Below are 26,132 nucleotides of genomic sequence, written 5' to 3'. Positions count from 1 at the left end.
CACGTGTCACCCCTTGGAGGAGGCGATGGTGCTCGGAAGGGGCATGCGGTTGCTCGGGGGCGCCCTGGTCGTGGCCTGTCTGGTGCTCATCGGCCCCAGCACACCGAGCGGTGCCGTCTTCGGCAGGTCCCAGCCCGTCGAAGCCGTCCGGGACGTCGTACCGAACCGGGTCATGACCTGGAACATCTGCAATCCCTGCGGCGAGAACAACAACGTCGGCCGGGCAGCGGAGATCGCCGCCCAGGCGCCCCAGGTCATCGGCATGCAAGAAGCCTGCGTGCGGGACGTCGAGAGGATCCGCGACTACCTGGAGGACCTCCACGGGCTCGTCTACCACGTCGAGTACGGTTCGGTCCTCCGCAAGCGCGGCCGCTGCGGAGGATGGCCGTGGAGCCCGGGGGCCTTCGGCCAGGCGATCCTCTCCGCGGCACCGATGACGGACCGTGTGAACGTGGAGTACCCCGACGGCGGCTCCGAGGACCGCGGGTACATGGCCGTCACCACCCAGGTGGGCGGCAAGGCCGTCCGGGTCTTCAACACGCACCTCGCCCAGCGCAGCCAGGAAGCGGTCCGGGCGGACCAGGCCGGTGTGCTCGCCACGGAGGTGGCCTGGCACGACCGCGCGATCGTCCTCGGTGACTTCAACGCCGTGCCGGGCGCTCCCGAGCTCCGCCGGATGTGGGCGCTGGCCACGGACACGGATCCCGAGTGCCACCCCTCGCTGGTCGGCGCCTGCAAGCCGACCACCGACTGGAACCTCACGTTCGACTACGTCTTCCTCCGCGGCATCGCCCCGCTCGAACACCGTGTGCACCCCAGCGCGTACTCGGACCACCACCTGGTGCGGAGCGACCTGGACCTGACCTAGCGCGCCACCGCGGCCGTGCGTCGGGGCGCGCGGCGGAGGAAGGCGTGAGCGGGGCGTGCGCTGGTAGCGCACCGCCCTGCCCAGTGTGTGGTCGCACCACGCTGCGCCCCCCTGGCCGGAAACGGTTGAGGGCCGGTCGTTCGTCTCAAGAGTGGGAGCCGAGGGGGCGCGGCCGGGGGGCCGTGCGGGCGTGGGGGGACACGGCCATGAAGCGGACGGGACGAGTACGGAACTGGCGACTATGGGGGGCGCTCCTGGGAGCGGTGCTCCTCGTCGTCACGGCGGCGATGCCCTGCGTGGCCCTGGTGGGCGGCGATGCGGACCGGGCCGTGGCCACGGCCGGGACGGACCCCGCACCGGGGCCGTCGGGCACAGCCGCGTCCCCCTCGGGGCCGCAGCCCGATCCCCAGCCCACGGCCACCGAGACGGGCGACCCGGAGCCAGGGCCCGATCCCGTGGACCCGTCACTGGGCCCGCAGGGCCAACAGGTACCGCAGGGCGGGACGTTCACGGCGACGGGCAGTGACTTCGACTGCTCCGAGGGGGAGGGCCTCGCGGGCCCGCTGACGTTCACCGTGCAGGGACAGCCGCCGGTGAGCGTGACGGTCGACGCCGGCGGAAGCTTCGCGCAGCAGGTCTCCGTGCCGACGAACGCCACCCCGGGGCGGTACGAGATGACGGCGTTCTGCTCGGCCGTGGCCGACGCGCCCGCCGCCGAAGCCGTGTTCACCGTCGTGCGGGCGGCCCGGCCCGACCCGCGGATCTCCCTGTCGTCCGATGCCGGAGAGCCCGGCGACCACCTGACCGTCACGGGTACGGGCTTCTTGTGCGACGCGGGATCCGGAGCGGACATCCTGTGGGACGGGCAGTCCGTCGCGGGCGGCACGCCCTCCGAGAGCGGAGGCTTCACCGTCCCGTTCCACGTCCCGGCCTCCGCCGCGGAGGGGGGCCACGAGGTGACCGCGACCTGCCGCACCCCGGAAGACGTCCGGGCCTCGGCGACCTACAGGGTGAACCGGCCGGTCACCACACCGTCGGGCCCGTCGGAGGACCCGCGCGAGGTCACGATCCACATGTCCGGCTACCCGGCCGCCTGCGTCAAGGGCGCGATCGTCATCGGCGGGCGCCGACTGGACACCTGGCTGGACTCCGACTCGACCGAGGGCACGGCCGAGCGGGGCCGCTGGGAGCTGATCGACCTCCACGCCCGGATCCCCGCGGCCATGACGGGCCGCCGGGACGTGAGCCTCGACTGCCCGGGACGGGGGCGGGAGAAGGCCGGGGAGATCACCCTTCCCGCACGGGACCAGCTGACGCTCTTCCAACTGCCCCTGGGGTCCACCCGGTTCCCGGAGGGGAAGACAGGGCCGATCACACCGAATCCGTCGAAGAGCCCCACGCGCAGGCCGGGCGGCGGCTCGGGCACGCCGAACGGAGGCAAGGGCCATCACCACCACGGTGGCTCGGGTTCCCCGCACGACGATGACGAGAAGGACCCGAAGGACGCTGACGGGCACGGCTCGACCAGCAAGGATCCGGACCTGGGTCTCGTCGGTGCCCTGCGCACCCCGGCCGACGTGTCCTGGGCCCTGAAGGACCTGGCCGGATCGTTCGGCATGGCCGCCTGGTTCCTCGTGGTGGTCCTCCTGCTGGAGAGGGCCTTCCCCTCCCAGCTGGCCGACAACGCGCTGAGCCGCTGGTGGCTCCGCCGCCAGGAGCAGAGGCGGGCCCGGTCGCCGCGACTGCCCGGGTGGCTCAGGGCGTGCGGGTTCGCGCTCCTCGGCGGCTCTCTGGCCGTCTGGGCCGACACGGACACCACGGTGGGTCCGGCGACCGCGATCAAGGTCGCCGGTGCGGCCATGGGGATGCTGGTCATCCTGCTGGCCTACGAGAAGACCAAGGACACCCTCCAGCACCCGCGCCGGGACGGCATCCGCTCCGAGCTGCGGGTGGTCCCCGCGGGCCTGCTGCTCGCGGGCCTGATGACGGCGATGTCCCGGTTCCTGGAGTTCCCCGTCCCGTACGTCTACGGCCTGGTCGCGGTCTACATGGCCCTCAGGTCACCCCGCCGAAGGGCCGACGACCCCGACGACGGCCTGCCCAAGGGACAGGCGATCCTGATCGGCGGGATCTGCGTACTGGCGGCCGTGGTCCTCATCTGGGTCCTCGGCGCCCCCTTGCTGGAAGCCGCGCGGAAGGAGCACGCCGAGCCCGGAAGCATCCGGTACGTGCTCGCCTACGCCGTGGGACTCGCGGTCGTCGCGGGCATCGAGGTCGTGGTGTTCGGTCTGCTCCCGCTGTCCGGTATGGACGGGCGCAGCCTGAAGGAATGGAGCAAGCCCGCCTGGTACGCCCTCTATCTGGTCGGCCTGACCTTCTTCTTCCACGTCCTGCTGCACAGCCTGCATCCGGGGGTGGGCAGCGAGCTGGCGGTCGACGGGGACCTGCGCTGGTGGACGCTCGGCATAGCCACGGCCTTGTTCCTGGCCTTCGGGGCCGTCTCCGTGGCCTTGCGGTGGTATGTGGGGCGGGTCGAGCGGCGGCCCCAGACGGCCTGACGGGCCCCAGACGGCCTGACGCCGATGGCGCCCGGCGGGCGGGAACGCGGCCCGCCGGGCGCCCGTGCGACCATGGCGTGTCATGACCACAGACGGGGACCTCACCGAAACCGAGCAGGCCGGGCACGGGGCGGGCGGTTGGCCCGACGCGCCCGGTGACACGGCACTCACCATTAAGGTTCCCCAGGCCGATCCGCTGGTCCGGGCCGGGTTCCCCGCCCATGTGACCGTGCTCTACCCGTTCCTGCACGAGAGCCGCGTCGACGCGGCTCTCCAGCGGGAACTCGCCGCGCTCTTCGCCGGGCACGACGCCTTCACCCTGACGTTCGCCGAGTTCGGCCGCTATCCCGGAGTGCTCTACCTGGAGCCGTGGCCGCGCGACCCGGTCCAGGCACTCACCAAGGACCTCACCCAGCGGTGGCCCGAAGCGGTGCCGTACCGGGGGCTCTTCGGCGCGGGACTCGACCCGCACCTGACGATCGCCACCAGCGAGGCCCCCGCCGCGCAAGAGGCCGCGTACGACGAGCTGGAGCGCGAACTCGCTCCCTCGCTGCCGCTGGTCTGCCCCGTACGCGCGGTCGAGCTGATCGTGTGGGACGGCGCGCGCTGGCAGGGCCGAGCCCAGTACCGGCTCGGGTGACGGCTCACCGCCCCTTGGGCGCGCGCCCGGTGCGCAGCATGCGCAGGACGGCTCGCTCGGCGGGCCCCTGCGTCGCCGGGATCCCGTACGTGCCGGTGGCACCGAGGCGCGGCAGGACGGCGGCCACGGTGACGCCCTCCTCGTACAACTCGATGGCCCGGGGGTTGATGTACGAGGCACGGCAGACGGCCGGAGTGTTGCCGAGGTAGGCGGCGACCTCCTGGACGGACCGGCTGATGGCGCGCTTGCGGGCGGTCTCGCTGTGTGCGGCGCCCTGGGACACGGCGAGGGCCACGGCCGCCATGACGGTGGCGTGCCAGGTCCTGAAGTCCTTGGCGGTGATCTCCAGACCGGCCAACTCCTTCAGGTAGGCGTTGACTTCCGCGCTGCTGAGCTCGTGCCAGTCGGGGCGCTCCCAGTAGACGAACAGCCGGTCGCCGCCGCTGCGCCGGTGCGCGAGGGCGCTGAGACTGCGGCACGCGGGCGGGTCGGCGACCGCCTGGACCTGCTCCTTGCCCTGCTTGGAGGGGTAGGTGAACACCACCTCGCCACGCTCGCAGCGGGTGTGCTCGCGCAGCAGGGTGGTGAGGCCGTAGGTGTCGTTGAGATCGGCGTAGCGGTCGCTGCCGATCCGGAAGAACCCCAGGTCGAGAAGGCGTACGGCGGTGGCGAGGACTCTGTGCCGGGTGAGCCCGCGGTCACCCAGGTGTGCTTCCACGGCCTCCCGCACCTTCGGCAGGCGGGCCGCGACGTCGAGGACGTGCTCGTGCTTGGCCCGCTCCTGCTCGGCGCGGAACTGCGGGTGGTACAGATACTGGCGGCGCCCGGCGGCGTCGGTGCCGACGGCCTGGAGATGGCCGTTCGCCTTGGCGCAGATCCAGACGTCCTGCCACGCCGGGGGGATCACCAGCGCCTTGACGCGCTCCAGCTCGGCGCGGTCGCGCACGGGTCGGCCGTGCGGATCGAGGTACCGGAAGCCGCGCCCGTGCCGTTTGCGGGCGTAGCCCGGGTCGGTGGGGCGGCTGTGGGAGAGGCGCACGCGGACCTCCTGGACCTCGGCGGGCGGCCGTCGGCGCGGTTCAGCCCGCCGCGTTGTCGACGCGCAGACGCACCTGCTCCGCCAGGCGCCGGAGGCTGTCGTCCAGCGCGGCGTCGACGGCCTCCTTGCCCGGGTCGTGGCTCTCGTCGAGGAAGGTGAGGTGCACCGTCGCCTCACCGGAGCCGCCGTCGACTGCGGTGACCTGGAGCCAACCGGTGTAGCTGCCCTGGTCGCGGGTGCCCCATTCGAGCCGCATCTGCTCGCGTCGTACGCGTAGTTCGGCGGCGGTGTCCTCGTCCGTGCGGTCCTCGTGCACGGTCACGTCGGGAAGGTGCCCGGCCCGCACGTGGAGGGCGTCCGGCAGCCAGCTGTCGAGCCCGTCGACGTTGGCGGCCTGGTCGAAGACGTACTCGGGCGGCGCGGGCATCGTGCGCGAACGCTCGTACTCGGTCATGGCGGTCCCGTCCTCGGGTGGCGGCCGTACGGCGGGCACGCGTGCCCGCCGTACGCGGACATGAGCCCTCTGGGGAGCCTCAGTGGCCGAGGGCCCGCTTGAGTTCCTTCTTGTTCATCGACGAGCGGCCCTCGATGTTCTTCTTCTTGGCCTCCTCGTACAGCTGGTCGCGGGTGGGGCCCTGGGAGCCGCTGTGCGAGCGCTCGCCGCCGCGCTGGGACGCGGACTTCTTGTCCTGCGTCGAGGTCCTGCTCGCGGTCTTGGACTCGCCGGAGCGCGCCCGCTCCTTGTTGACCGTCCGGGCGGCGATCTCCTTCGCGCGCTTCGTGGACTCCCCGCGCTTCTCCGCGCTCTCCTTGATGTGCTCGTACTGGCGCTCACGCTTCTTGCTGGATCCAGCAGGCATGGGACAACCTCTCTCGGGTTCTGTTTCCTCGACGGTGATTGCGGCGTGGGCGGCTGCTGGCGGACGCGTCCCTGGGCAGGGGACTCGCTCCTCGGCCTGCGCGTGCGTGCGGGGGACGTCGCGGCGTGGCCACTGTGCGGCTTCGACGGAGGCCGCACACGAACATCGGCGCTGCCGCTTCGCGAACGCGCCTCCTGTCCGAAGCACGTTGGTCGTCTGCCCTTCCACTCTCGGGGCAAACGGACGGGGCCGCCTCTCGGGACGTCGAGGGGCGGCCCCGTGGGGCGTCGGTGACGCGTGGTGCAGTCCGCTATCCGAGCCCGCCGCCTCCGAAGCTGCTGCCGCGCCCCTTCCTGTGGTCCTTGGGGTCCTGTGAGGGGCTGGGGTGCGTGCTCGACTGGCCGTAGCCCTCTTTCAGCTCGTGCGGGGTGAGCCAACCGCCGTCGTGAGGCACTTCGTCCGGGTCGCGGTACTCCCGGACCTCCCTGACGGGGCCGTCCTCGGGCAGGTGCGGTTGTTCGTCCGGACGCGGCCGCCTGGCCTCCCGCGCCTGTACGCGGCGGCCCCAGATGAAGGCGGCGATGAGAACGCCGACCACGGCAAGACCGGCAATCCACATCAGCAGCGCCGTGCCGGAGGAAGCAGCGAGTTCCCACTCCATGGTCTTCATATGAGTGTTGTACCCGCCCCCGTGCGAAAAATAGCCAGTCATGTAGGCCTCCCATATGTCCGGGCGGAAATCCGCTCTTTCTTACTATGTCGCTTCGGAATAGGTATTCGCATTCCAAGGGTCGGGTGCCCGGCCTGCTGGCTTCGGAAGCAGCCCGCATGTGCCAGGCGGTATGAAGTTGCGGTGTCCGGTGCCGCCGGGGCGCGTCAGCCGAGAAAGCGGGAGGCGACGCGCAGGTCGGACACGAGCCCCGCGAAGGCCTCGTCGCGGTGCTTGGACCGCAGGACCGCCGAGGGATGCACGGTGGCCAGCAGTCGGCGATCGGCGTTGTCGGCACTGCCGCTCTCCGCCTCGGCGAGCGGCAGATCGGTCCCGGGTGCCAGGGCGAGCAGGGCGCCCCGCGATGCGGTCACTTTGAAGGAATTTCCCAGCAGGGATTTCCCGGCGGTCGCGCCGAGCGCGACGACCAGTTCCGGGTCCACCCGTTTGATCTCGGCCGCGAGCCAGGGGCGGCACGCGGCCATTTCTCCGAGGCTCGGCGCCTTGTGAATGCGGCGCTTCCTGCCCTCGGTGACGGGCGCGAACTTGAAATGCTTGACCGCGTTGGTGACGTAGGTCTGCTCGGCGTCGATCCCGGCCTCGTCGAGCGCCGAGCGGAGCAGCCGCCCGGCCGGACCCACGAACGGCTCGCCCGCCCGGTCCTCCTGGTCGCCGGGCTGTTCTCCGACCAGCATGAGGCGGGCGCGGGCGGGGCCCGCGCCGAACACGGTCTGCGTGGCCTGTGCGTACAGCGGGCAGCCGCGGCAGTCGGCGGCGGCGCGGCGCAGCGCCGGGATCCCGCCCCGCGCGGGCACATAGGGCAGAGCGCTGTCGGCGGCCTGCCCGGTCGAGCGCGGCACGGTGCCCCCTTGGGTCAGCCGAGTGATTCCTCGGGGTGGGCCTGCGTCTGGAGCCGCCAGTACTCGCCCGGGCAGCCTGCGGGGAACGGCGGGAACCGGTGGCCCTTCACATCGGTGCTCCAGTGGTGCCCGGCGCCGCAGTCGCATTCGTAGATCCCGCTGGAGGGCACGATCTCACCGGGATGCCAGGTGGTCTTCTCCTCGCTCATGACTCCAGGTCTACGTCGGGCGCCCGCGCTGCGCGACCCGGGCCGGGGCGGGGCCGCACGGGCTCGGCGCGGCACGGCCGCCAGCAAGGGCCAGGGTGCGCGGCAGCCGCGAGGCGCCCGAGGGGCCGCGTGGGAGCCAGCTCATGACCCGAGGGGCCACAACCGACGCCGCTGGCCCGTGGGCTGGTGCCAGGCTGGCGCCATGGCAGTCCGCGGAGTCTCCGCCACGGCGGTGGCATATGCGGCGCCCCGAGCTGAGGCGTGGCTGGCCTACTGCTCTGACCTGCGCAGGTGTGATTCTGATGCGAGGTGACGCCACCGGTGACACGCATGGCGCCACAAGTGGCTCGCCATGGCGCCATGGATGTGCCATGATGGCGGCATGAGGGGGCGCCCCTCGGTCTCATCGGCCGAGGGGCGCGCGTTTCGCGGAGAACCATCGAAGGGGTCGGACCATGGAGACAGCGCAGAGCCAGCAGCAGGTGGCAGCGCCGGGCGCCGTCACCGCCTTCGCCCGCTTCGTGCTCTGCGGCGGCGGTGTCGGTCTCGCCTCCAGCTTCGCCGTGGCAGGCCTCGCCTCCTGGCTCCCCTGGGCCCTGGCCAACGCGCTGATCACCGTGGTCTCCACGCTCCTCGCCACCGAGCTGCACGCCCGCTTCACCTTCGGCAGGGGCGGGCGGGCGACCTGGAGCCAGCACATGCAGTCGGCCGGATCCGCGGCGGCCGCGTACGTGGTCACCTGCGTGGCGATGTTCGCCCTCCAGCAGCTGGTGGCGGCGCCCGGAGCGGTGCTCGAGCAGGTCGTCTATCTGTCGGCCTCCGCGCTCGCCGGTGTCGCGCGGTTCGTGGTGCTGCGCCTGGTCGTCTTCGCCCGGAACCGCTCGCGGGCCGCGGCCCCCGCCGCCTCTCCCGTGCGGGCGACGGTGGCCCGCGCCGCTGTCCCGGCCGGTCCCGCGGTGCTCTGCCGCGCGGCCTGACGGCTCCCTCCCGACCGGCACGTTGGGACCGGTGCGGCCATGCCGGACGACGTACGGCGTCGAGAGCCCGCCCCGTCCGTCAACGGGCTCAGATTCCCTACGCCGAGCACGCACAGGGCTGCGGACCGCGCGGCCCGGTGGGATCCTTTCGGCAGGCAGCGCAGCGTACGTACGGGCTGTTCAGGGGGGTGCGATGCGGACAGGGCGACGCGTCAGGGGCGCGAGCGCGGTGGGCCTCGCGGTGGCCCTCGTGCTGTGCGGGGCGTCGGGATGCGGAGGCGGGGAAGGGAAGGGGACTCCGTCGGACCCGCACGGCGGCTCCGACCGGTCGGCCTCCTCGCTGACCTCCGCACAGCCCGGTGACTCCAGCGCGCACTCGCCCGGCGGCGACGGAGACGGCGAAGGCGGGGACGACATTCCGCCGGTCTCCGCGCCACCCGTGGCGACGGGAGGCACGGGCGGCGGCTCCGTCGCAGGCATCGGCGTGTACCCCAGCGGAGACACCGGCGGCACCGACGGCGGAACCCAAACCACCTCCGGGGGTCTCTCCGGTGGCGCCACCACCGACCCGCCGCCCCCGTGCGGCGACCCGGGCAGCGCGGCCGTCACCTGCCCACCGTCCCTCACGCCCGAAGTCTCCGAGAGCGGCCCGCCCACGACGGACGACGGCTCCTGAAACGCCGATGACAGCACCGGACCCACCGCCGCGCCGACCCCGCCGTACGACACCACCGCAGGGAGCGGGCCCACGCCGCCGCCCCCGGCCTCGCGTACGCGGCCCGGCCCGCCCGGCCCCGCGCCCGCCCCGGGCGCGCCAGCCACCGGACACGCCCCCCGCCACTCCGCCGGACGCCGACACCGGCGGCCACCTGGAGTACGCCAACTCCCTGCTCGGAGCGGGCTCCTTCGCCGTGGCGCTGATGCTCTACGCGGGCTACCTCTACGTCGACGCGTTCTACAGCTACTTCCACCTCGGCACGTTCGCCGTCGGGTTCGACTCGCTGGAGTTCGCCCTGCGGAGCCTGCGGCTCGTCACGCTGCCGGTGTTCGCCGCCCTCGCGGTGCTCGTCCTCATCCCGTACACGCCGGAGCTGATGTCCCTGCTCGGGGTGGAGCAGCGCCAGGTGCGGGCCGTACGGGAGTACGGCCACACCCTCGCGCGGCTGCACCCCTTCCTCATCGTCGCCGGGGTCGTCCTCATGGCCCTGTGGCCGCTGCTCGGCGGCCTCAACTGGATCGCACCCCTCTGCGTCGCCGTGGGGCTGCTGCTCGGGCAGACCTCGGCGGCGACCGCCCGCTCGCCCCGGCGGCGACGCGCGTGGGAACGGGCCGTCTCCCTCGTGGTCGCCGGGGCGTTCCTGATGTGGGTCGTGGCCCTGGCAGCCGGTGACCTGGGCCGCCGCGACGCGCGGCGCACCTCGCACCGCCTCGTGAACCGCGTGGCCGTCGTGGTCCTCAGCACCGAACGCCTCAGCCTGACCGGCCCCGACGTCGTCGCCGAGGACCTCGGCAAGGGCCTGCGCTATCGCTACCGCTACAGCGGCCTGCGACTCCTGGTGGAGCGCGACCACCGGTACTACGTCCTCCCCCTGGGCTGGCGGGAGGACAGGGACGCGACCTTCGTCATCGAGGACGACGACACGGTCCGCGTCGAACTGCGGCCCGGCGCCCGCGTCGACGGGGCGGGCACGCGGGGCTGACTGACCGCGCGCACCGCAACAGCCAGGTGCGACAGGGCTGTCACAAGCGTCCGAGATCGCTTGACGTCGGGGCGGAGGGAGAGCCGACAGTGTCTGTTGTCGATCACCGGAGCGGGCGCTACGCGCCCGCTGGTGGGACCGCAGCGACAAAGGGGGAGTTCGCATGACAGCGACCTGCGTCATTCTCGACATCGGCGGCGTACTGGAGATCACGCCGGACACCGGATGGGTGAGCCGCTGGGAAGAGGAGCTGGCACTGCCGCCGGGCACCGTCCACGAGCGGATGCGGGACGTGTGGCGCGCCGGGAGCGTCGGGAGCATCGGCGAACGGGAGGTGCGCGCGCAGGTGGCGGCCCGGCTGGGGCTCACCGCGTTCCAGACCGAGGCCTTCATGGCCGATCTGTGGGCGGAGTACCTGGGGACGCCGAACGACGAGCTCATCGACTATGTCCGCGGGCTGCGGGGAAGCTGCCGACTGGGCATCCTCAGCAACAGCTTCGTCGGCGCCCGGGAGCGGGAGTCGGCGCTGTACCACTTCGACGAACTGGTGGAGCAGATCGTCTACTCCCATGAGATCGGCATCGAGAAGCCCGACCCGCGCGCCTTCGAGGCCACGTGTGCGATCTTGGGGGTCAGGCCGGAGAACTGTCTCTTCATCGACGACGCGGCGCCCCATGTCGACGCCGCCCGCGCGGCGGGCATGCGGGCCCACCTGTTCGAGGACAACGCCCGGGCGATCGCGCGCATCGCGGCTCATCTGGACGCCGGGGCCGTGGTTCCTGACCCCGCACGCTCCGGTGACGCGGGCGGGGCCAGCGTGCACCGATAGCCACGGGCCAGGACGGGCAGAAAACCGTTGGTCGGGGAAACGGCGGGGTCATTACCGTGACATCGTTCTGCCTCCTCGACGGCGAAGCGCGGTCATGAGCATCCCTGGACGAGACGTACTCGCTGCCTTCCGGCTTGTCGGTCGGCCCGTTCGGCTGCCCGGTGGGGAGGGGCGGAGCGTGCGCGTGGGGGATGTGGTGCTCAAGCCGACCGGTCCGGCCCCCGAGTTCGCCGAGTGGCTGGGCGACATCATGGCCTCGGTGGTGGAGGACGGCTTCCGTGTCGCGCGGCCCCTGCGTGCGCTCACGGGAGCCTGGAGCCACGACGGCTGGACCGCGTCCCACGTCGTCGCCGGGGTCGAACCCGACCACACCGCCGCACCCCGCTGGGGCGAGATCATCGCCGCGGGGCGCGCCTTCCACCGCGCGCTGGCCCACCTGCCCCGGCCCGGCTTCCTCGACCGCCGCCGTGACGGGTGGGCGACCGGGGACCGGGTCGCCTGGCAGGAGCAGGACGCCGACCTGCTCCCCGCGGTGCGTGCGCCGTACGCCGCGCTGATCGCACTGTTCGGCCCGAAGCCGCAGGCCAGACCCCAGCTCGTGCACGGCGACCTCACCGGCAACGTGCTGGTCGCGCCGGGCCTGGCCCCGGCCGTCATCGACTTCTCGCCCTACTGGCGCCCACCGGCCTTCGGCGAGGCCGTCGTGGTGGCTGATGCCCTGATCTGGCACGGCGCGGGCCCCGACCTGCTCCACGAGGCCGTCGCCGCGAACGGACCCGACGCCGTCGCGTACGTCGCCCGCGCCCTCGTCTTCCGTCTCGTCACGACCAACGAACGCCTCCGCGAGCAGCCGACCGAGCAGTCCCGCGCCACGGTCGCCGAGATCCGCCGCTACGAGGACGCGGCACGGCTTCTCGCCGCCATCGCCCCGCGCCCTGGCAGTTGACACGGTCCGCTGGCCGCTGCCGGAAGCACACGGCCGTCAGCTGCCGATCGTGGCCAGTGCCGGGCGGAAGGAGGAAAGGGCGCCCACCACGTGCTGCGGAGCCGACCACGTATTGCCCACGAGCCTGCTCCACCAGATCTGCTCGTCGCCCGTGACGCCCTTACACGCCATGAACGTCGTGCCGTCGGGCACGCCGTCCCTCCCGCGCGCGGCTGCCTCCGACGCGTGGGCGCCCGGTGCGGCGATCGTCGGTACTCCGGCCGCCGCCGCGGCTGCCGCGCCCACGCGCAGCACCTGGCGGCGGCTGGGTAACGCGTGTGTCTCTGACTCCCTCATCGTTCCCCCTCGGCTTGTGAACTCCGTCAACCCGCCCCTCCGCGGGCGCGGGCACACCGACTATGCCGAGAGGCGCCGGTGGAGCCCAGCCTCCGTCCCGCTCAGCGGGACGGGCGGCAAGGCGGCCCTGGTCACGGCCGTCAGGTCTGGTTATTTGGCCAGATAGCCGCCGTCGACGACGTGGTCGCTGCCCGTGACGTACGAGGCGTCGTCGGACACCAGGAACGCGACGAGGGCGGCCACCTCGGCCGGGTGGGCGGTGCGGCGCAGGGGGAGGGAGCCGACGAGGCCGTCGACGGTGGGGGGCGGCAGCTCCGCGAGCAGGGGCGTGTCGACGACGCCCGGTGACACGGACAGGACGCGGAGCCCCCGATCGGCGTACTCGCGGGCCGCGGTCCGGGTGAGGGCGAGGACGCCCTGCTTGGCGGCGGCGTACGCGGCGTGGCCCCGGAAGCCCGAATGCGCCGCGATCGAGGCGAGGTTGACGATGACGCCCCCCGGCGCCATCGCGGGGAGCTGGCAGCGCAGGGCGTGGAAGACGCCGTAGAGGTTCACCTTCATCACGGTGTCGAAGTCGGCGGGCGAGAGGTCGGCCAGCGGGTCGAGCGGGCCCATGACACCGGCGCTGTTGACCGCGACGCGCAGGCCCCCGCGCAGGCCGGTGGCTTCCGTGACGACGAGGCCGACGCTGTCGGGGTCGGTGACGTCGACGCGGCGGGGCAGGGCGGTGCCACCGGCCGCGGCGATCTGCCCGGCCACCCGCCGCGCGCCCTCCTCGTCGAGGTCCGCGACCACCACGACGGCTCCCTCCGCGGCGAACCGCGTCGCGCACGCGGCGCCGATCCCGGAGGCGCCGCCGGTCACCAGGGCGACCCGGTCGCGCAGCCGGGCGGGCCCCGGGCCCGCGTCGGCCGGCGGCTGTGCGTGCGTTGTCATGGGTGGCTCCTCACCGGGGCGTACGGGGTGGGTCAGGACGGGCGGGCGTGGGCCGTGAGCGGCAGGCGGTCGGGGCGCAGGACCGTTCCGGCCAAGGGACGTACGGGGGTGGCACCGGCCGGGGTCAGACGCCGGTGGGCCGTGAACGCGGCCAGGGCCAGGGTCAGTTCGGTCCAGGCGAAGTCCTCGCCGAGGCACAGCCGACTACCCGCGCCGAAGGGGAGGTAGGTGTGGCGTGGAGCCTTCGCGGCGGCCCGGCCCGGCCAGCGGTCGGGAGCGAAGCGGTCGGGGTCCTCGTACACCTGAGGGTCACGGTGCAGGCCGTACGGGCTGAAGAAGACCTCGGCGCCCGGCGGGAGCCGTACCCCACCGAGGGCCACCGGCCGCACCGCGCGCCGCATCAGCAGCCACGACGGCGGATGCAGCCGCAGGGCTTCGGTCAGCACCTGCCGGGTGTAGACCAGGGCGGGCAGGTCGTCGAAGGCGCAGGGGCGCCCGGCGAGCGCGGTGTCCAGCTCGTCGTGGAGGCGCCGCTGGACGTCGGGCCGACGGGAGACCTCGTACAGCGTCCAGGCCAAGGAGGCGCTGACGGTGCCGGTACCGGCGAGGAAGAGGGTGATGAGCTCGTCGGTCACCTCGGCGTCGGTCAGGGTGCCGTCCGGGCCGCCGGTGAGCAGCAGCATCGACAGCAGGTCGCCGCGGTCGTGGCCGGTGGCGCGGTAGGCGTCGACGACGCGGTGCTGGACGGCGACGAGGCGGCGCAGCGGCCCGTCGTCCGGAGGCCGCCATGCCGGAAGGAGCGGGAGGCGCTCGGCCCAGGCGTGCAGCGGGGACAGGGCCAGGCGCATCGCGTGGTACTTGACGGACAGCCAGTCCTTGACGGCGGTGTGCAGGGCGGGGTCCTGAGGCGCCGCGAAGAGGGTGCGCAGCAGGATGTCGAGGGTGAGTCGGTCGATCTCCGGTACCAGGTCGAGCGTGGTCCCGGGCTTCCAGGCCGCGGCCCGGGCCAGGCAGCGCTCGGCCATGACGTCGGCGTAGCGGGCGATCCGGGCGTGGTGGAAGGCAGGCTGCAGCAGGCGGCGGTGGCACAGGTGGCGGTCGCCCGCGGCGGTGATCAGGCCGTCGCCGAGCGGCACGCGCAGCGCGTCGAACATCGCGCCCTTGTCGAAGGAGCGGGCCTGCGACGTCAGCAACTCCCGGACCAGGTCCGGCGAGGAGACGACATGGACCGGGCGCGGGCCGATGTAGATCTTCGACACCGGCCCGTACCGCGGCAGCTCGCGTACGAACCGCAGCGCGTCACCGCGGAACCGTGCGGCGTGCCCGGTCAGCGGCCGCCTGCCGGGCACGACGGGGGCCTCGACGCTCGCGGGCCGGGTGCCGGGCCGCATGTCAGCCGCCCTCCGCCAGGCGTCGCTTCCCGGCGAACAGGCCGTCCGCGGCGAACGCGTGGGTGTGTGTGGGGAAGTGGGTGAGGAGCGGCCGGGGCCCGTACATGAGCGGTACGCCGGGCCAGGTGCCGTCGGCGCGCTGGGTCTCCAGGAGGTAGGCGAGCCCCTCGGCCCAGTAGTCGGCGGCCAGGAGGCCGCCGCGTTCCAGGGCCGCGAGCGCGAGGCCGGTGGCCGCGGGGGCGCTGGGGCCGCCCGCCTCGACGGGCCAGCCGCCGTCGGGGTTGCGGGTCTCGGCCAGCGCCCGGGCGGCGGGGTGACCGGCCTCGGGAGCCGCGCCGTCGACGGCGGGCAGGACCTCGGCGGTCGCGTACGGCAGGCCCCGGTACCACCCGGCGTGCCAGCGCCCCCGGGTGCGGAGGCGCTCGGCGAGCCAGCGGCGCGCGGCGGCCGACCGCGTACGGTGACGGCCCCGGTGGCGGTCGAGCGCGGTGACGACATGGGCGATCACGTCGTCCACGGGAGGATCCCCGGCGGACTGCCAGGTCCGCCACAGCCCGTCGGGCGTCTGCTGCCCGGCCAAGTGCCGCAGCCCGGCCCCGACGGTCGTGCCGGGCACGCCGCTCGCGCCGCCCAGCGCGATCAGGGCGGCCGCGGTGGTGTCGTTGTCGGACTCGACGCCCGAGCGGTACGGCCAGCCGCCGTCCGGGTTCTGCGCCTCGACCAGGAACGCGACGGCGGCCGGAAGGCCCTGGCGGTCGAAGGCCGCCGCGCCGCGAAAGGTCCGCACGGTCAGCGTGGTGTCCCAGACGTCGCTGGTGGCGAAGCGCCAGGTTCCGTCGGGGTGTTGGCTGGTGATCAGGTGCCGGGCGGCGGCGCGGGCGGCGGCCGTGTCGGGCGCGGCGGCCTGGAGCGCGAGCGCCGCGAGAGCGGTGGTGACCGGGTTGGCGAAGAAGTCGCCCGCCGGTGACTGCTCGGCGGCGATCACCCGGGCGGCGCGCCGCGCGGCCGGTCGGTTGCCGTGAACCGCCTCCACCAGGGCGTGGGCGGCCCAGAGTTCCACCCGGGTCCAGCGCTTGAGGCGCCCCGGGGCGGCGAGGGTGGAGGCCAGGAGGGCGCGCAGCGCGGCGGGCCTGGTGCCGCCGCGCGTCGCCCGGCCCGCGTGCAGGGCGATGGCCTGGATCAGCCGGGCACGGGCCGACAGCGCCCGGTCCGCGAAGGAGGGGTGGCTCACGTCTATGGGACCGCCGGTGCCCAGGGCCAGCGACAGCAGCGCCGCCTCCACCGCGTGGGCCACCGGATGGTGATCCTGCGGCACGGCCCCACCCGCGAGCCAGGCCCGCCCCCGCCCGGCCGCCCGGTCGGCACCGGGGTACGGCGAACGGGCCAGGGCCAGCGTGCACAGCGCGGTCTCGGTGATACGCGGCCCCGGCAGGGACGACCACGAGCCGTCGGGCCACTGAGCGGCGAGGACATGCCGAGTAGCGAGGCCGAGCGCACGGTCCACACCCGCGGCGAGGGCGGGTGGCAGGGGCCAGCCTTTGGGTGCGCGCGCCGCGTGTGGCGAAGGCGAGGCGTCTGGCCTCGATGAGGTGCCTGGCGGGGGCGAGACGTCCGGCGTGGCGGACGTGTCTGGCGGAAGCGGTTCATTGGGCGCAGGCGACGCGTGCGGCGGGAGCGAGGTCTTCGGCCTCGGCGAGGTGCCCGGTGGGGGCGAGGCGTTCGGTGTGGGTGTCCTGCGGAGGGGGTGTGGGGCGCTGGGAGCAGCGGGTGCGTCTGAGGGGTGCGAGGCGTCAGGTACGGACGGCGTGTCCGGCCGGAGCGAGGCCTCCGGCGTGAGGGTGGAGTCCGACGGCGGTGGCGGGGGTGACGGTGGTGGCGAGGTGGACGGCGGCGGCTCGCCCGGCGCGGGCGACGTATCCGCGGGCGACAAGCGCGACAACTCCGCGTCAGATAAGGGCTGTAACGGACATTCTGTCGACATCGGGCCTCAATCTCTCGCGATTCCGCCGCCCGCGCCGGATCCGCGGCGGCGGGACGTACGGGTCAGCCGCAAGGCGCAGCGGCTCGGCTCATCGACGTGGCCCCCACGCCCCGCGCGTACGTAGCCTGAACGACGTGGACACCTCATTACCGACCGGCCACCCTCCCTCGGAGATCGTCTCCATAGCGGACACATGCTCCACCGCGCTGCGGAACATGCCGCGCCTGGAGATCTGGCTCAAAGGGCTCGGGCTACCCGTGGACCCCGCGCTCGTTCCGCTGATGTGCCTTCAGACGGCGTTCATGACGCCCTGGCTGACTTCGGAATCGTGCTATCGGATCTCCCGGCTCATGGTCTGGCTGATGGCGATCGACAACGTCCTGGACGCGCCGGACCACGGGGGACCGGGCGGGACCGCCGACCGCGTCCTGTCCTGGCACGGCGTCTTGGAGGAGCACGGCAACGGCGGCCGCGAGGCCGATCCGGTGGCCCGCGCCCTGGCGGAGATCACCGGGGATCTGCACCGCGACGCCCGCCCCGAACTCCTCGCCCTCTGGCGGGAAAGCATGCATCAGACACTCATCGGCATGCGGCACGAGAGCACGGCGGCCCGGACGGCGGCCGGACCCGCACCCCGGCTGGCCGACTACCTGCGGTACGGCACCTGGACCATCGGCGTCGAACAGCAGGTCACCGCCGTATGGACGCTCCTGGACGAGCCGGACCTGCCACGGCGGCTCCCGGTCCTGCGGAGCGCGCTGCGCGAGGGCGCCCTCGCGATCCGCCTGCTCAACGACCTCCGTGGCCACCAGCGGGAAAGGGCCGAGGGAAAGGTCGACGCGCTGGCCCTCGGCATGAGCGAGCAGGAGGCGTACGACCGTGCCGGGAAGGCGCTGGAAAGCTGTCGGCGCACCCTGGCCCCGCTCAGCTCGGCCGGGTACGGTTCCGCGGTGGCCCTGGAGAGGGCCGTGCTCTGGCACGCGCGGATGTACCACCACTCCGACCCCGTACGGCCCGGCGCCGGCGCCCCGCTGCCGGGCCGCGCCACGGACATCCGGCACACACCGTCCGGCCCCCGGCCGAGGGAGGTCCAGCCCATGAGCATCCAGCGCCCGGAAGAGGAACTTCTGGACGTCATCGCGTCCGGCAAGGAGTGCGACACCACACGTCTCGCGGAGTTCTTCGACCGGCTCGAACCGGTCGGCCCCGAACTCCTCGTCGGCACCTGGCAGGGCGGCGGCTTCGAGCACACCAGCGAGAACGCCGCGCTGCTCGCCAAGATGCGGTGGTACGGCAAGCGGTTCGTCGACGCCGATCACGTCGAGCCGCTGCTCTGCCGCGACGAGGACGGAACCGTCTACTCGTACGAGGAACTGGGCCTCGCGAGGCTCCATGAGGTCGTCCACCGCGGCAAGCAGTCCACGGCGATGGTCTATGACCAGCTGCCCATCGTCGACCACTTCCGGCGGCTCACCGACGACGTGCTCCTCGGCCTCATGGACAAGAAGGGGGCGCCCGAGGACTTCTACTTCCACCTCACCCGCGTACCGGCGCCGACGTCGGAGCCGCCCGGCGAGGCCGGGTAGCCATCGGGACCGTCGGTCCCGCCCGCGGGGGCGCCGGTGTGCATCCTTCGGCCTACCGGCAGGTCCGACCGGCGGACGATGTCCCCGACCTGGGCGCGGGCGACGCTGAAGGCATGAAGGACATCATCGCCATCGTGGGTTGGGTCGTCGGCATCCAGGGCGCCCTCGGGTTCCTGGGCCGGGTCTTCGGAGGGGACTCCTGGGGCCTCATCCAGAAGTGGTGGGACGTGCCCACGGCCGGGTACGCCGTGCTGTTCGTGGTCGGGGCCGCGCTCGCGGTCTACGGAGAGCTCGGCAAGGCGCGGGCGCGCCGCTAGGACCCTTGTGCGCCGTCCGGCGCCGGGCGGCGCAGCAGGGTGCCCAGACGTTGCAGGCCTTCCGTGGTGGTGAGGGACTCGCCCGTGGCGTCCGCGGTGCGCATCAGCGGCGTCATGACCGTGACGTCGGGCTGCCGGGAGCCGAGCGCCGTGTACAGGCGTGCCACGTACTGGGCGACGGCCGCGGGGCTGTCCGGGTCCTGGAGGTCGCCCGCGAACCCTGCCGCCTCGTGCATGGTGCGCTCGGCCTCCTCGGGCCGGTCCGTCGCCCAGAGCACCAGGGACAGGAGGATGCCCGACATGTGGTGGCGCAGGGCGTCGTCCGTCTCGGCGGCGCAGGCGAGCGCCGTGCGCAGATCGGCCTCCGCCGCCTCGTGCCGTGCCGCGAGGAAGGAGAGCCAGGCGCGGGTGTGCAGGGCACGGGCCCGGTACTCCGGGTCCCCGTGCGCGTGGGCCCGCTCGGCGGCGGCCCCCGCGATCCCGCTGATCTCCAGGTAGTGGGCGCGGCCCATGAAGTGCCCGCTGACCGCGACGATACCGAGCAGCTCGACACCCGTGCGCAGGGCCTGCGGACCCCAGGGGAGCAGCTGGTTGACCGTGGCGGTGAGCAGGGCGTGTTCGGCGCCGAACCACTCCCGCACCTCTTCGGCCCCCGCGAAGGCCACGCCGGAGTGCCGCACGGGCCGCAGCCAGGCGCGCGGGGTCTCGGCGGGCACGACGGCCCGCGCGGCCCGCAGCGCGGTGGCGATCAGCAGCTCCGCCACGCGCACGAGCGCCGCCTCGTGCTCCTCGGGACGGTCCGTGTGCCCGGTGCCGTGGCGGGCGTAGAGCCGCAGCAGGTCGTGGAAGCGGTAGCGGTCCGGGGTGTGCGACTCGAGCATGCCCGCGTCCACGAGCGTCTCGGCGAGGTGTTCCGCGGTGCGTTCGTCCGTGTCCAGGAGCGCGGCCGCCACGGCCAGCGGGAGGTCCGGCGCGTCGGACAGGGCGAGCAGCCTGAAGGCGCGGGCGGCGTCGGGGGACAGCGCCCCGTAGCCGAGGTGGAACGCCGACGTCACGGCCAGGCCTCCGACGCGCAGTTCGTCGAGCCGGGCCCGCTCGTCCTGGAGGCGCCGTTCGAGCGAGGCGATGCTGCGGCCCGGGCGGCCGTCGAGCCGGGACGCCGCGATGCGCACGGCGAGCGGCAGCCGCCCGCAGGCCTCCACGAGGGCCCGCGCGGCCTCCGGTTCGGCGGCCACCCGCGCGGGGCCGACGATCGCGGCGAGCAGCGCAAGCGCCTCGGACTCGGGCGGTACGTCGAGGTCGAAGCGGTGCGCGCCCGGGAGCGCCAGGTCGCGGGAGCGGCCGGTCACCAGGACGGCGCAGCCCGCCGTGCCCGGCAGCAGGGGCCGGATCTGCTCGGCGTCCAGGGCGTTGTCGAGGACGAGCAGCACGCGCCGGTCCGCGAGGAGGGTGCGGTAGAGCGCGGCCCGCTGTTCGAGGCCCAGCGGGATCCGGTCGGACGGGGTGCCCAGGGCCGCCAGGAAGTCCGCGAGGACGCTGGCGGGGTCGGCGGGGGTGCTGCCCGCGCCGAGATCCACGTGGAGCCGTCCGTCGGGGAACTCCTCGCCCAGGGCGTGCGCGACGTGGACGGCGACGGTGGTCTTGCCCACGCCCGCCGTGCCGCTGACCGTGCACACCGTGACCGCGTGTTCCTGGCCCGCCCCGCCGCGCGCCAGGACGCCGCGGATCGCGTCGACCGTGGCGTCGCGGCCGGTGAAGTCGGCGATGCCCGCCGGGAGCTGCTGGGGGAGCGGCCGGACCGGCGCCGCCGCGGCGGCCGGTGGTGCGGCGGAGTCCACCCGGCCACCGGCCCGGCCCTGCCCCGCGGGCCCCATCAGGCCCGGGTCGGCCGTGAGGATCCGCTGCTGGAGGTCCGTGAGCGAGGCGGAGGGCGCGACTCCCAGTTCGGTACGCAGGGCCTGCCGCACGGCACGGTGGACGGCCAGGGCCTCGGCCTGGCGCCCGCAGCGGTAGAGGGCGAGCATGAGCAGTTCGCTCAGGCGCTCGCGCAGCGGGAACTCGGCCACCATGGCCTGGAGTTCCGGCACGGCCCGCGCGTGCAGGCCGAGGTTGAGGGCGTGGCCGAAGCGCTCCTCGCGCGCCGTGGACCGCAGCTCCTCCAGACGGTCCCGCTCGCGCCGCGCCCAGGGGCCGGGCACGCCCGCGAGCGCGGCTCCGCGCCACCGGCCCAAGGCCGCGGCCAGCCGGTCGTGGCGGGCGTGGACGCTGCCGCTCCGGTCGGCCGCCTCCCGCTCGAACCGGACGGAGTCGACCTCGACGCCCTCGGCCCGCAGCGCGTATCCCCCGGGCACGGACAGGAGGACCTGACCGCTCTCACGGGCCTGCCGACCGGGTTCGAGCGCGGCCCGCAGCCGCGAGACGTAGGTGAGGACCGTGCGGCGCCCGGTACGCGGCGGCTCCTCGCCCCACATGCCGTCGATCAGCTCCGTCATGGAGACGGCCCGGCCCTCGGCCAGCAGCAGCATGGCGAGGACGGCCTGCTGCTGCGGCGATCCCACAGCGATCGGCTCGTCACCGGCCCGGCCGTCCACGGGCCCGAGCAGCCGAAAGGAGAGTCCGCCCTGCCGGTCGTGCACCTGGTGTTCCTCGCCGAGCTGTTCCCACGCCCCGCTCGGTGATGAGTGGGGCTCCCGGCGTTGACTCTAAGTCATGTTGCCTCCGGGGCACGGGACCGGCCCCGGAGGCCGGTCGAGCAGTGGCGGGCTTCGACTGTCGGGGTGCGGTGATCAGCGGTAGGCGGCGAGGAACACCCGGGTGCCGGCGGCGGCGTAGCGGTCGAGGTCGGCCTCGGTGTGCCGGGCGCCGCCGGTGAACATGGCCTGGTTCACCGGGATCCACAGCAGCAGGCCGGAGAAGTGGTTCGCGGCCAGGAGCGGGTCGTCGACGCGGAGCAGCCCCTGGTCGGACAGGCGCTGGAAGGTCGCCGCCAGCGTGGCGAGTCCTCGTTCGAAGCCCCGCTCGTACCACTTGCTGCCCAGATCGGGGAAGACGTCGGCGTTGGCGATGATCAGGCGCCGCAGCTGGATCACCCGGGGGTCGGTGAGGGCGGTCAGGAACTGACGGGCGAGCCGGGTGAGGCTCTCTTCCAGACCGGCGTCGTCGGTCGGGAGGTCGGCCAGCAGGTCGATGGTGGTGTCGAGCCGGTCGGTGGTGGCCAGGACGATGTCGGCGAAGAGCTTCTCCTTGTCGGAGAAGTGCTTGTAGACGGTCTGCTTGGACACCGCGGCCAGTTTCGCGATGTCGTCCATGCTCGTTCCCGCGTACCCCTTGTCCAGGAAGACGCTGGTCGCGGCCTCCCGGATCGCCTCGTGCTTGCGTGCTGAACGGCTGTCCATCATCGACTCCTTCTCCTGAGGCCTGCCTCCCGGAAGGGTACTGGACTGACCAGTACTCGCGTGAGTACTGTACGGTCCAGTACTAAACGCGGGGCTTCCGGCCCTGCGTACCGCACAGATTTTTTGGGGGTCTCTCATGGACAAGGTGTTCTCCGCCGACGGCACGGCCATCGCCTACGAGCAGCAGGGCTCGGGCCCCGCCGTCGTGCTCGTCGGCGGCGCGTTCATGACGCGCGGCGACTCCGCCGCGCTCGCCGGTCTGCTGGCCGAGCGCTTCACCGTGGTCACGTACGACCGCCGGGGACGCGGTGACAGCGGGGACAGCCCGGAGTACGACGTGCAGCGTGAGGTCGAGGACTTGGACGCGCTGATCGGGCGCGTGGGCGGCGAGGCGATGGTCTTCGGCATGTCCTCCGGTGCCGTACTGGCGCTCGAGGCCGCGGCGCGGGGCAGCGCCGTCTCGCGCCTCGCCGTGTACGAACCGCCGTTCATCACCGACGACAGCCGTCCGCCGCTGCCCGCCGACTACGTCGCCCACCTGACGGACCTCGTGCGGCAGGGGGCGTACGGCGACGCCGTGGCCTACTTCATGACCGCGGCCGTGGGCCTGCCCGCCGATGCCGTCGCCGGAATGCGCCAGGCCCCCTTCTGGGGCGGCATGGAGGCCACCGCCCGCACCCTGCCCTACGACGGCCAGATCATGGGCGACACCATGTCCGGCCGTCCGCTGCCCGCCGACCGCTGGCGGTCCGTGACCGTGCCCGTCCTCGTCGGCAGCGGGGACGCGGGCGCACCACAGATGCTGAGCGGGGCGCGGGAACTCGCCGCGCTGGCGGACAACTTCGTCCTGCACGTCTTCCCCGGCCAGGAGCACGCCATCGCCCCGGACCTCCTCGCTCCCGTACTGACCGGCTTCTTCGACGGCGGGGAGCGGGCGTGAGCCCGCACGGGACCCCTGGGTGCGGAACGGAATCCGGCGGCTGATCGACGACGGCGTCCGGCACGTCGAGGCTGGCAGAATGCGGAACCGACGAAGCTTGCGTGGTCGGTGTGTTGAGCGGAATCACCATGCCGACGGCGTGTTGCCAACAGCTCGGGGTCTCGGCCGCTCCGCCACTCGACGCTCGGAGGAGTCCATGTCGCCCATCGGCTATGACGGACCCGTCATCGACCCGCACATGCACCTGTGGGACTTCGCCGCCGACATCCACCCGTGGCTGTCCCCGGCGGACTGCGGCGTCCTGCCCGGTATCGACAAGCTCCACCACGACTACCTGGTCAACGACTACCTGGCCGACGCCGCAGAGCAGAACGTCGTGGCGAGCGTCCATGTGGAGGCGCTCTGGGACCCCGCCGACGACCCCGTCAACGAGACGCGATGGCTGGAGACCCTGCCCAAGCATCGAGGCATCGCCCGGCGCTACGTGGCCGCCTGTCCCTTCGGGACTCCGTCCACGGAGCGGACGCTGTCAGCCCAGGCCGCCTTCGACCGCGTCGTCGGAGTCCGCCAGACCATCGGCTGGCATCCCAACCCCGCGCGGTCCTGGGTCACCGACCAGTTCCTCACCCGCGATCCCGGCTGGCGTGCGGGCGTCGAGCAGGCACGCGAACGCGGATTGCTCGTGGAATTCCTGATGTTCCCCTGGCAGGCCGACCAGGTCGCCGACCTCGCTCGTACCTTCCCGGACGTCACGATGGTGGTCGATCACGCCGCCAGTCCCGTGGAACGCGACTCCGTCGCACTGGCCGCGTGGCAGGACAGCATCGCCCAACTCGCCGCGGCGGACAACGTGGCGATCAAGATCTCCGCCCTGGGCACCTACGACCCGGCCCCGACCGACGAGTCGTTCGCCTTCGTCATCGACACCATCGTCCACGCGTTCGGCGCCGACCGCGCGATGTTCGCCAGCGACTTTCCCGTCGGCAGCATCCAGATGTCGTTCGACGACATCTACGGCCTCTTCCGGCGCGTCGCCGCCCGGTACGCGCCGGAGAGTCAGACGAAACTCTTCCACGACACGGCTCAGCGCCTCTACCAGCTCTGAGCCGCCAGCCTCCCCCCCCCCGGGGGGCTGGCGAACAGCGGACGTCAGCCCTGGGCCTTCACGCACAGGGCGAGGGAGTCCGTCAGCCACAGATGGGACGCGCCGAAGGTGACGGGGTCGCCGCTGGCCTCGGCGACCAGGTGCCAGTAGCGGCGCATGCCGCGGTCGTGGTCGGCGGCCACGTCGGACAGGAGGCGGCGCCGGAACTGAGGGGTGTCGGTGGTGCCGCGCACCGACGCGTGCACGGCGACGAAGCGGTCGAGCTCGGGGCCCACGCGGGGTGCCTCGCCCGCCTGCACCCGGGGCTTGGCGAGGGCGCACGCCTCGCGGATGCCGTGGATCAACTCGTCCTCGTCGGCGATGAGTTCGGCGTTGGCCCGGGCCATGGCCAGCAGGCCGCGGGTCAGCACCCGGTCCCCGGTCAGGGCGACCAGCTCGGCGAACGCGACGACCTGCGGCGGCGTCGGGTCCGCGGGCGGCTCCGGCACCGCCATCGTCACGAAGGCGGAGAGCGTCGCCTCGGACACCGGGGCGACCCTCGTGCGCTTCCAGAAGTCGATCAGCGCGTCGCGGGCCGCGCCCCCGCCCGCCACGGCGGCGAGCAGTTCGAGGCGAGCGGCCCGGTCGGCCGGTTCGGCCTCCTCGACCGCGCGCAGCGAGGCCCGTCGCCAGGCCAGGTCAGCGAGCTGTACGTCGAGGGCGGCCCGCTCGGCGGCGACGACCTCCGCCACGGAGCGCTCGCCGACGAGCACGTTCCTGATGGACGGCAGGCCGAGGCCGAGCCCGCGCAGCCTTCGGACCAGATGGAGCCGCTCGACCGCCGACGGGTCGAACCTGCGGTGACCGCCCGTGCTGCGCACCGAGTCGACGATGCCCTCGTCGCAGTAGAAGCGAACGGTCCGCACCGGCACGCCGGTCCGTCGTGCCAGGTCGCCGATGCCGAGCGTGCCATCGAGTAAAGGCACTTGAACCTCCACTGGACTGGAGCTCCTACCGTACCGGCGTAGCCGCATGAGAGGAGATTTCGTGATGTCGTCGACGCTGCACACCGCACGGCTCGTGGCGGGCCTGCGGGAGCAGACCGGAGGGTTCGTCCGCGCGGTCGCGGGAAAGCCCCAGGACACGCGGGTGCCGACCTGCCCGCAGTGGCCGCTGCGCACCCTCGTCGGGCATGTCGGCCAGGAGCACCGGTGGGCGGCCGAACTGGTGCGCAAGGGTGCACAGCTGCCGGTCCCCGACCCGTGGGAGGCCGATCCCGGCAGTCCCGACGACTGGGCCGGGTGGCTGCGCGAGGGCGCCGAGGACGTGATCCAGGCGCTCCAGGAGACCGGCGCGGACACCGTGGTGCAGACGTTCCTGGGGCCCCGGCCCGCGGTCTCCTGGCTGCGCAGGATGCTCAGCGACACCTGCGTCCACCACTACGACGCCGCGCACGCGACGGGCACCGCGTTCGAGGTCGCCGACGACCTCGCCGCCGAGGTGCTCAGCGAACACCTGGAGCTCCTTGCCGCACCGGCGTGGGAGACGCTCAGGCCCGCCGTCGCCGAACTGCGCGGCCACGGCGAACGCATCGGACTCCGGCCGCCGTCCGGAGCGGGCTGGGTGATCACCCGCACGCCCGGCGGGGTGCGCTGGCGGCGCGGCCCCGCCGACGCCGACACGGAGGTCTCGGGCGCCCTGGCGGACCTCCTGCTGCTGGTGAACCGCCGGATCCCGCCGGAGGACGCCCGCGTGACGGTGACGGGCGACCACGCGCTACTGGACCACTGGCTGACCCACTCGGCGCTGTGACCTCTCAGGCAGGCGCTCCAAGGGCGGAAGTCCCTTGAGCGGGGAGGGATTTCGTTGAAAGGGCGAGAAGGAGGGGGTCTTAGTCTACACCAATCACGTCGATCCCAGTACCCTCATCCGTGGCCAGTAGCACACCATCCCCCCACCCAGGTTGCGTGC

Annotated in this window: 26 protein-coding genes; 13 read left to right on the top strand and 13 right to left on the bottom strand. The window is 73.3% G+C overall.

Going from position 1 to position 26,132, the window contains the following annotated elements; all coding sequences use genetic code 11:
* Positions 1-25: 25 nt before the first annotated feature.
* The 3 genes from ACIG3E_RS27820 to ACIG3E_RS27810 all read left to right on the top strand — a co-directional run bounded on the left by ACIG3E_RS27820 (position 26) and on the right by ACIG3E_RS27810 (position 4,066).
* Complete coding sequence (locus ACIG3E_RS27820; RefSeq protein WP_399621883.1) at positions 26-868, top strand: endonuclease/exonuclease/phosphatase family protein; 843 nt, start codon at positions 26-28, stop codon at positions 866-868.
* 263 nt (positions 869-1,131) lie between these two features.
* On the top strand, positions 1,132-3,426 hold the full coding sequence (locus ACIG3E_RS27815; protein ID WP_399621880.1) for an FGLLP motif-containing membrane protein: 2,295 nt from the start codon (positions 1,132-1,134) through the stop codon (positions 3,424-3,426).
* A gap of 82 nt (positions 3,427-3,508) precedes the next feature.
* The gene (locus tag ACIG3E_RS27810) at positions 3,509-4,066 is read left to right on the top strand and encodes a 2'-5' RNA ligase family protein (protein WP_399621877.1); all 558 of its coding nucleotides are present in this window, start codon (positions 3,509-3,511) and stop codon (positions 4,064-4,066) included.
* 4 nt (positions 4,067-4,070) lie between these two features.
* Here the strand turns inward: ACIG3E_RS27810 and ACIG3E_RS27805 are convergent, their stop codons facing one another.
* The 6 genes from ACIG3E_RS27805 to ACIG3E_RS27780 form a co-directional block, all read right to left on the bottom strand.
* Entirely contained in the window at positions 4,071-5,105 is a 1,035-nt protein-coding gene (locus ACIG3E_RS27805) for a DNA topoisomerase IB (protein ID WP_399621874.1), read from the bottom strand.
* Between the two features lie 40 nt (positions 5,106-5,145).
* Complete coding sequence (locus ACIG3E_RS27800) at positions 5,146-5,559, bottom strand: SRPBCC family protein (RefSeq protein WP_399621872.1); 414 nt, start codon at positions 5,557-5,559, stop codon at positions 5,146-5,148.
* A 79-nt stretch (positions 5,560-5,638) separates the two neighbouring features.
* Entirely contained in the window at positions 5,639-5,965 is a 327-nt protein-coding gene (locus ACIG3E_RS27795; RefSeq protein WP_399621869.1) for a plasmid stabilization protein, read from the bottom strand.
* 310 nt (positions 5,966-6,275) lie between these two features.
* A complete protein-coding gene (locus ACIG3E_RS27790) occupies positions 6,276-6,635 on the bottom strand; it encodes a DUF6479 family protein (protein ID WP_399621866.1) in 360 nt (119 codons plus the stop codon).
* A gap of 206 nt (positions 6,636-6,841) precedes the next feature.
* A complete protein-coding gene (locus ACIG3E_RS27785) occupies positions 6,842-7,534 on the bottom strand; it encodes a UdgX family uracil-DNA binding protein (protein WP_399621864.1) in 693 nt (230 codons plus the stop codon).
* 14 nt (positions 7,535-7,548) lie between these two features.
* Complete coding sequence (locus ACIG3E_RS27780) at positions 7,549-7,743, bottom strand: hypothetical protein (protein WP_242728142.1); 195 nt, start codon at positions 7,741-7,743, stop codon at positions 7,549-7,551.
* 455 nt (positions 7,744-8,198) lie between these two features.
* Here ACIG3E_RS27780 and ACIG3E_RS27775 point away from each other — a divergent pair, with 455 nt between their 5' ends.
* The 5 genes from ACIG3E_RS27775 (at position 8,199) to ACIG3E_RS27755 (ending at position 12,195) form a co-directional block, all read left to right on the top strand.
* Complete coding sequence (locus tag ACIG3E_RS27775) at positions 8,199-8,720, top strand: hypothetical protein (protein WP_399621860.1); 522 nt, start codon at positions 8,199-8,201, stop codon at positions 8,718-8,720.
* 193 nt (positions 8,721-8,913) lie between these two features.
* Positions 8,914-9,396, top strand: coding sequence for a hypothetical protein (locus tag ACIG3E_RS27770; RefSeq protein WP_399621857.1), 483 nt, complete (start codon positions 8,914-8,916; stop codon positions 9,394-9,396).
* 7 nt (positions 9,397-9,403) lie between these two features.
* Entirely contained in the window at positions 9,404-10,420 is a 1,017-nt protein-coding gene (locus tag ACIG3E_RS27765; protein WP_399621855.1) for a hypothetical protein, read from the top strand.
* 163 nt (positions 10,421-10,583) lie between these two features.
* The gene (locus tag ACIG3E_RS27760) at positions 10,584-11,249 is read left to right on the top strand and encodes an HAD family hydrolase (RefSeq protein ID WP_399621852.1); all 666 of its coding nucleotides are present in this window, start codon (positions 10,584-10,586) and stop codon (positions 11,247-11,249) included.
* Positions 11,250-11,427: 178 nt separating this feature from the next.
* On the top strand, positions 11,428-12,195 hold the full coding sequence (locus ACIG3E_RS27755; protein WP_399621849.1) for an aminoglycoside phosphotransferase: 768 nt from the start codon (positions 11,428-11,430) through the stop codon (positions 12,193-12,195).
* 36 nt (positions 12,196-12,231) lie between these two features.
* On the opposite strand, the gene ACIG3E_RS27750 is transcribed toward ACIG3E_RS27755, so the two are convergent.
* From ACIG3E_RS27750 to ACIG3E_RS27735, 4 genes are all read right to left on the bottom strand, one after another.
* The gene (locus ACIG3E_RS27750; protein ID WP_399621846.1) at positions 12,232-12,531 is read right to left on the bottom strand and encodes a twin-arginine translocation signal domain-containing protein; all 300 of its coding nucleotides are present in this window, start codon (positions 12,529-12,531) and stop codon (positions 12,232-12,234) included.
* Positions 12,532-12,681: 150 nt separating this feature from the next.
* Complete coding sequence (locus tag ACIG3E_RS27745) at positions 12,682-13,467, bottom strand: SDR family NAD(P)-dependent oxidoreductase (protein WP_399621844.1); 786 nt, start codon at positions 13,465-13,467, stop codon at positions 12,682-12,684.
* A gap of 32 nt (positions 13,468-13,499) precedes the next feature.
* A complete protein-coding gene (locus ACIG3E_RS27740) occupies positions 13,500-14,858 on the bottom strand; it encodes a cytochrome P450 (RefSeq protein WP_399621841.1) in 1,359 nt (452 codons plus the stop codon).
* Position 14,859: 1 nt separating this feature from the next.
* On the bottom strand, positions 14,860-16,362 hold the full coding sequence (locus tag ACIG3E_RS27735; RefSeq protein WP_399621838.1) for a prenyltransferase/squalene oxidase repeat-containing protein: 1,503 nt from the start codon (positions 16,360-16,362) through the stop codon (positions 14,860-14,862).
* Positions 16,363-16,973: 611 nt separating this feature from the next.
* Here ACIG3E_RS27735 and ACIG3E_RS27730 point away from each other — a divergent pair.
* The gene (locus ACIG3E_RS27730) at positions 16,974-18,425 is read left to right on the top strand and encodes a DUF4334 domain-containing protein (protein ID WP_399621835.1); all 1,452 of its coding nucleotides are present in this window, start codon (positions 16,974-16,976) and stop codon (positions 18,423-18,425) included.
* A 113-nt stretch (positions 18,426-18,538) separates the two neighbouring features.
* Complete coding sequence (locus ACIG3E_RS27725; protein WP_399621832.1) at positions 18,539-18,742, top strand: hypothetical protein; 204 nt, start codon at positions 18,539-18,541, stop codon at positions 18,740-18,742.
* Here the strand turns inward: ACIG3E_RS27725 and ACIG3E_RS27720 are convergent.
* Both ACIG3E_RS27720 and ACIG3E_RS27715 read right to left on the bottom strand, forming a co-directional pair.
* Complete coding sequence (locus ACIG3E_RS27720) at positions 18,739-21,378, bottom strand: AfsR/SARP family transcriptional regulator (protein ID WP_399621829.1); 2,640 nt, start codon at positions 21,376-21,378, stop codon at positions 18,739-18,741. The two genes, ACIG3E_RS27725 and ACIG3E_RS27720, sit on opposite strands and share 4 nt — an antisense overlap.
* A gap of 150 nt (positions 21,379-21,528) precedes the next feature.
* Positions 21,529-22,137, bottom strand: a complete 609-nt coding sequence (locus tag ACIG3E_RS27715; protein ID WP_399621825.1) for a TetR/AcrR family transcriptional regulator — start codon at positions 22,135-22,137, stop codon at positions 21,529-21,531.
* Between the two features lie 136 nt (positions 22,138-22,273).
* Between ACIG3E_RS27715 and ACIG3E_RS27710 the strand changes: the two genes are divergently transcribed.
* Together ACIG3E_RS27710 and ACIG3E_RS27705 are read left to right on the top strand one after the other, a co-directional pair.
* Positions 22,274-23,077: an alpha/beta fold hydrolase gene (locus tag ACIG3E_RS27710; RefSeq protein ID WP_399621823.1), complete on the top strand. Its 804-nt coding sequence runs from the start codon at positions 22,274-22,276 to the stop codon at positions 23,075-23,077.
* A 196-nt stretch (positions 23,078-23,273) separates the two neighbouring features.
* Positions 23,274-24,182 (top strand): amidohydrolase family protein, encoded by a 909-nt coding sequence (locus tag ACIG3E_RS27705; RefSeq protein WP_399621821.1) that lies wholly within the window; start codon positions 23,274-23,276, stop codon positions 24,180-24,182.
* 44 nt (positions 24,183-24,226) lie between these two features.
* Here the strand turns inward: ACIG3E_RS27705 and ACIG3E_RS27700 are convergent, their stop codons facing one another.
* Positions 24,227-25,147, bottom strand: a complete 921-nt coding sequence (locus ACIG3E_RS27700) for a MerR family transcriptional regulator (protein WP_399621818.1) — start codon at positions 25,145-25,147, stop codon at positions 24,227-24,229.
* A gap of 64 nt (positions 25,148-25,211) precedes the next feature.
* Here ACIG3E_RS27700 and ACIG3E_RS27695 point away from each other — a divergent pair, with 64 nt between their 5' ends.
* Positions 25,212-25,973 (top strand): maleylpyruvate isomerase family mycothiol-dependent enzyme, encoded by a 762-nt coding sequence (locus ACIG3E_RS27695; protein WP_399621816.1) that lies wholly within the window; start codon positions 25,212-25,214, stop codon positions 25,971-25,973.
* Positions 25,974-26,132: the final 159 nt, after the last annotated feature.

The organism is Streptomyces sp. NPDC053474, assembly GCF_044544845.1.
Classification (GTDB): Bacteria; Actinomycetota; Actinomycetes; order Streptomycetales; family Streptomycetaceae; genus Streptomyces.
Note: the sequence above shows the minus strand (reverse complement) of the source record. Positions and strands in the feature narration are given on the sequence as shown.

Bases quoted from the DNA above. Each gene is read 5' to 3' on its own strand.
- ACIG3E_RS27780 (WP_242728142.1), bottom strand. From the start codon at position 7,743: ATGAGCGAGGAGAAGACCACCTGGCATCCCGGTGAGATCGTGCCCTCC.
- ACIG3E_RS27800 (WP_399621872.1), bottom strand. From the start codon at position 5,559: ATGACCGAGTACGAGCGTTCGCGCACGATGCCCGCGCCGCCCGAGTAC.
- ACIG3E_RS27695 (WP_399621816.1), top strand. From the start codon at position 25,212: ATGTCGTCGACGCTGCACACCGCACGGCTCGTGGCGGGCCTGCGGGAG.
- ACIG3E_RS27710 (WP_399621823.1), top strand. From the start codon at position 22,274: ATGGACAAGGTGTTCTCCGCCGACGGCACGGCCATCGCCTACGAGCAG.
- ACIG3E_RS27810 (WP_399621877.1), top strand. From the start codon at position 3,509: ATGACCACAGACGGGGACCTCACCGAAACCGAGCAGGCCGGGCACGGG.
- ACIG3E_RS27795 (WP_399621869.1), bottom strand. From the start codon at position 5,965: ATGCCTGCTGGATCCAGCAAGAAGCGTGAGCGCCAGTACGAGCACATC.
- ACIG3E_RS27715 (WP_399621825.1), bottom strand. From the start codon at position 22,137: ATGGACAGCCGTTCAGCACGCAAGCACGAGGCGATCCGGGAGGCCGCG.
- ACIG3E_RS27750 (WP_399621846.1), bottom strand. From the start codon at position 12,531: ATGAGGGAGTCAGAGACACACGCGTTACCCAGCCGCCGCCAGGTGCTG.
- ACIG3E_RS27775 (WP_399621860.1), top strand. From the start codon at position 8,199: ATGGAGACAGCGCAGAGCCAGCAGCAGGTGGCAGCGCCGGGCGCCGTC.
- ACIG3E_RS27740 (WP_399621841.1), bottom strand. From the start codon at position 14,858: ATGCGGCCCGGCACCCGGCCCGCGAGCGTCGAGGCCCCCGTCGTGCCC.
- ACIG3E_RS27705 (WP_399621821.1), top strand. From the start codon at position 23,274: ATGTCGCCCATCGGCTATGACGGACCCGTCATCGACCCGCACATGCAC.
- ACIG3E_RS27760 (WP_399621852.1), top strand. From the start codon at position 10,584: ATGACAGCGACCTGCGTCATTCTCGACATCGGCGGCGTACTGGAGATC.
- ACIG3E_RS27790 (WP_399621866.1), bottom strand. From the start codon at position 6,635: ATGAAGACCATGGAGTGGGAACTCGCTGCTTCCTCCGGCACGGCGCTG.
- ACIG3E_RS27820 (WP_399621883.1), top strand. From the start codon at position 26: ATGGTGCTCGGAAGGGGCATGCGGTTGCTCGGGGGCGCCCTGGTCGTG.
- ACIG3E_RS27765 (WP_399621855.1), top strand. From the start codon at position 9,404: ATGACAGCACCGGACCCACCGCCGCGCCGACCCCGCCGTACGACACCA.
- ACIG3E_RS27745 (WP_399621844.1), bottom strand. From the start codon at position 13,467: ATGACAACGCACGCACAGCCGCCGGCCGACGCGGGCCCGGGGCCCGCC.
- ACIG3E_RS27725 (WP_399621832.1), top strand. From the start codon at position 18,539: ATGAAGGACATCATCGCCATCGTGGGTTGGGTCGTCGGCATCCAGGGC.
- ACIG3E_RS27770 (WP_399621857.1), top strand. From the start codon at position 8,914: ATGCGGACAGGGCGACGCGTCAGGGGCGCGAGCGCGGTGGGCCTCGCG.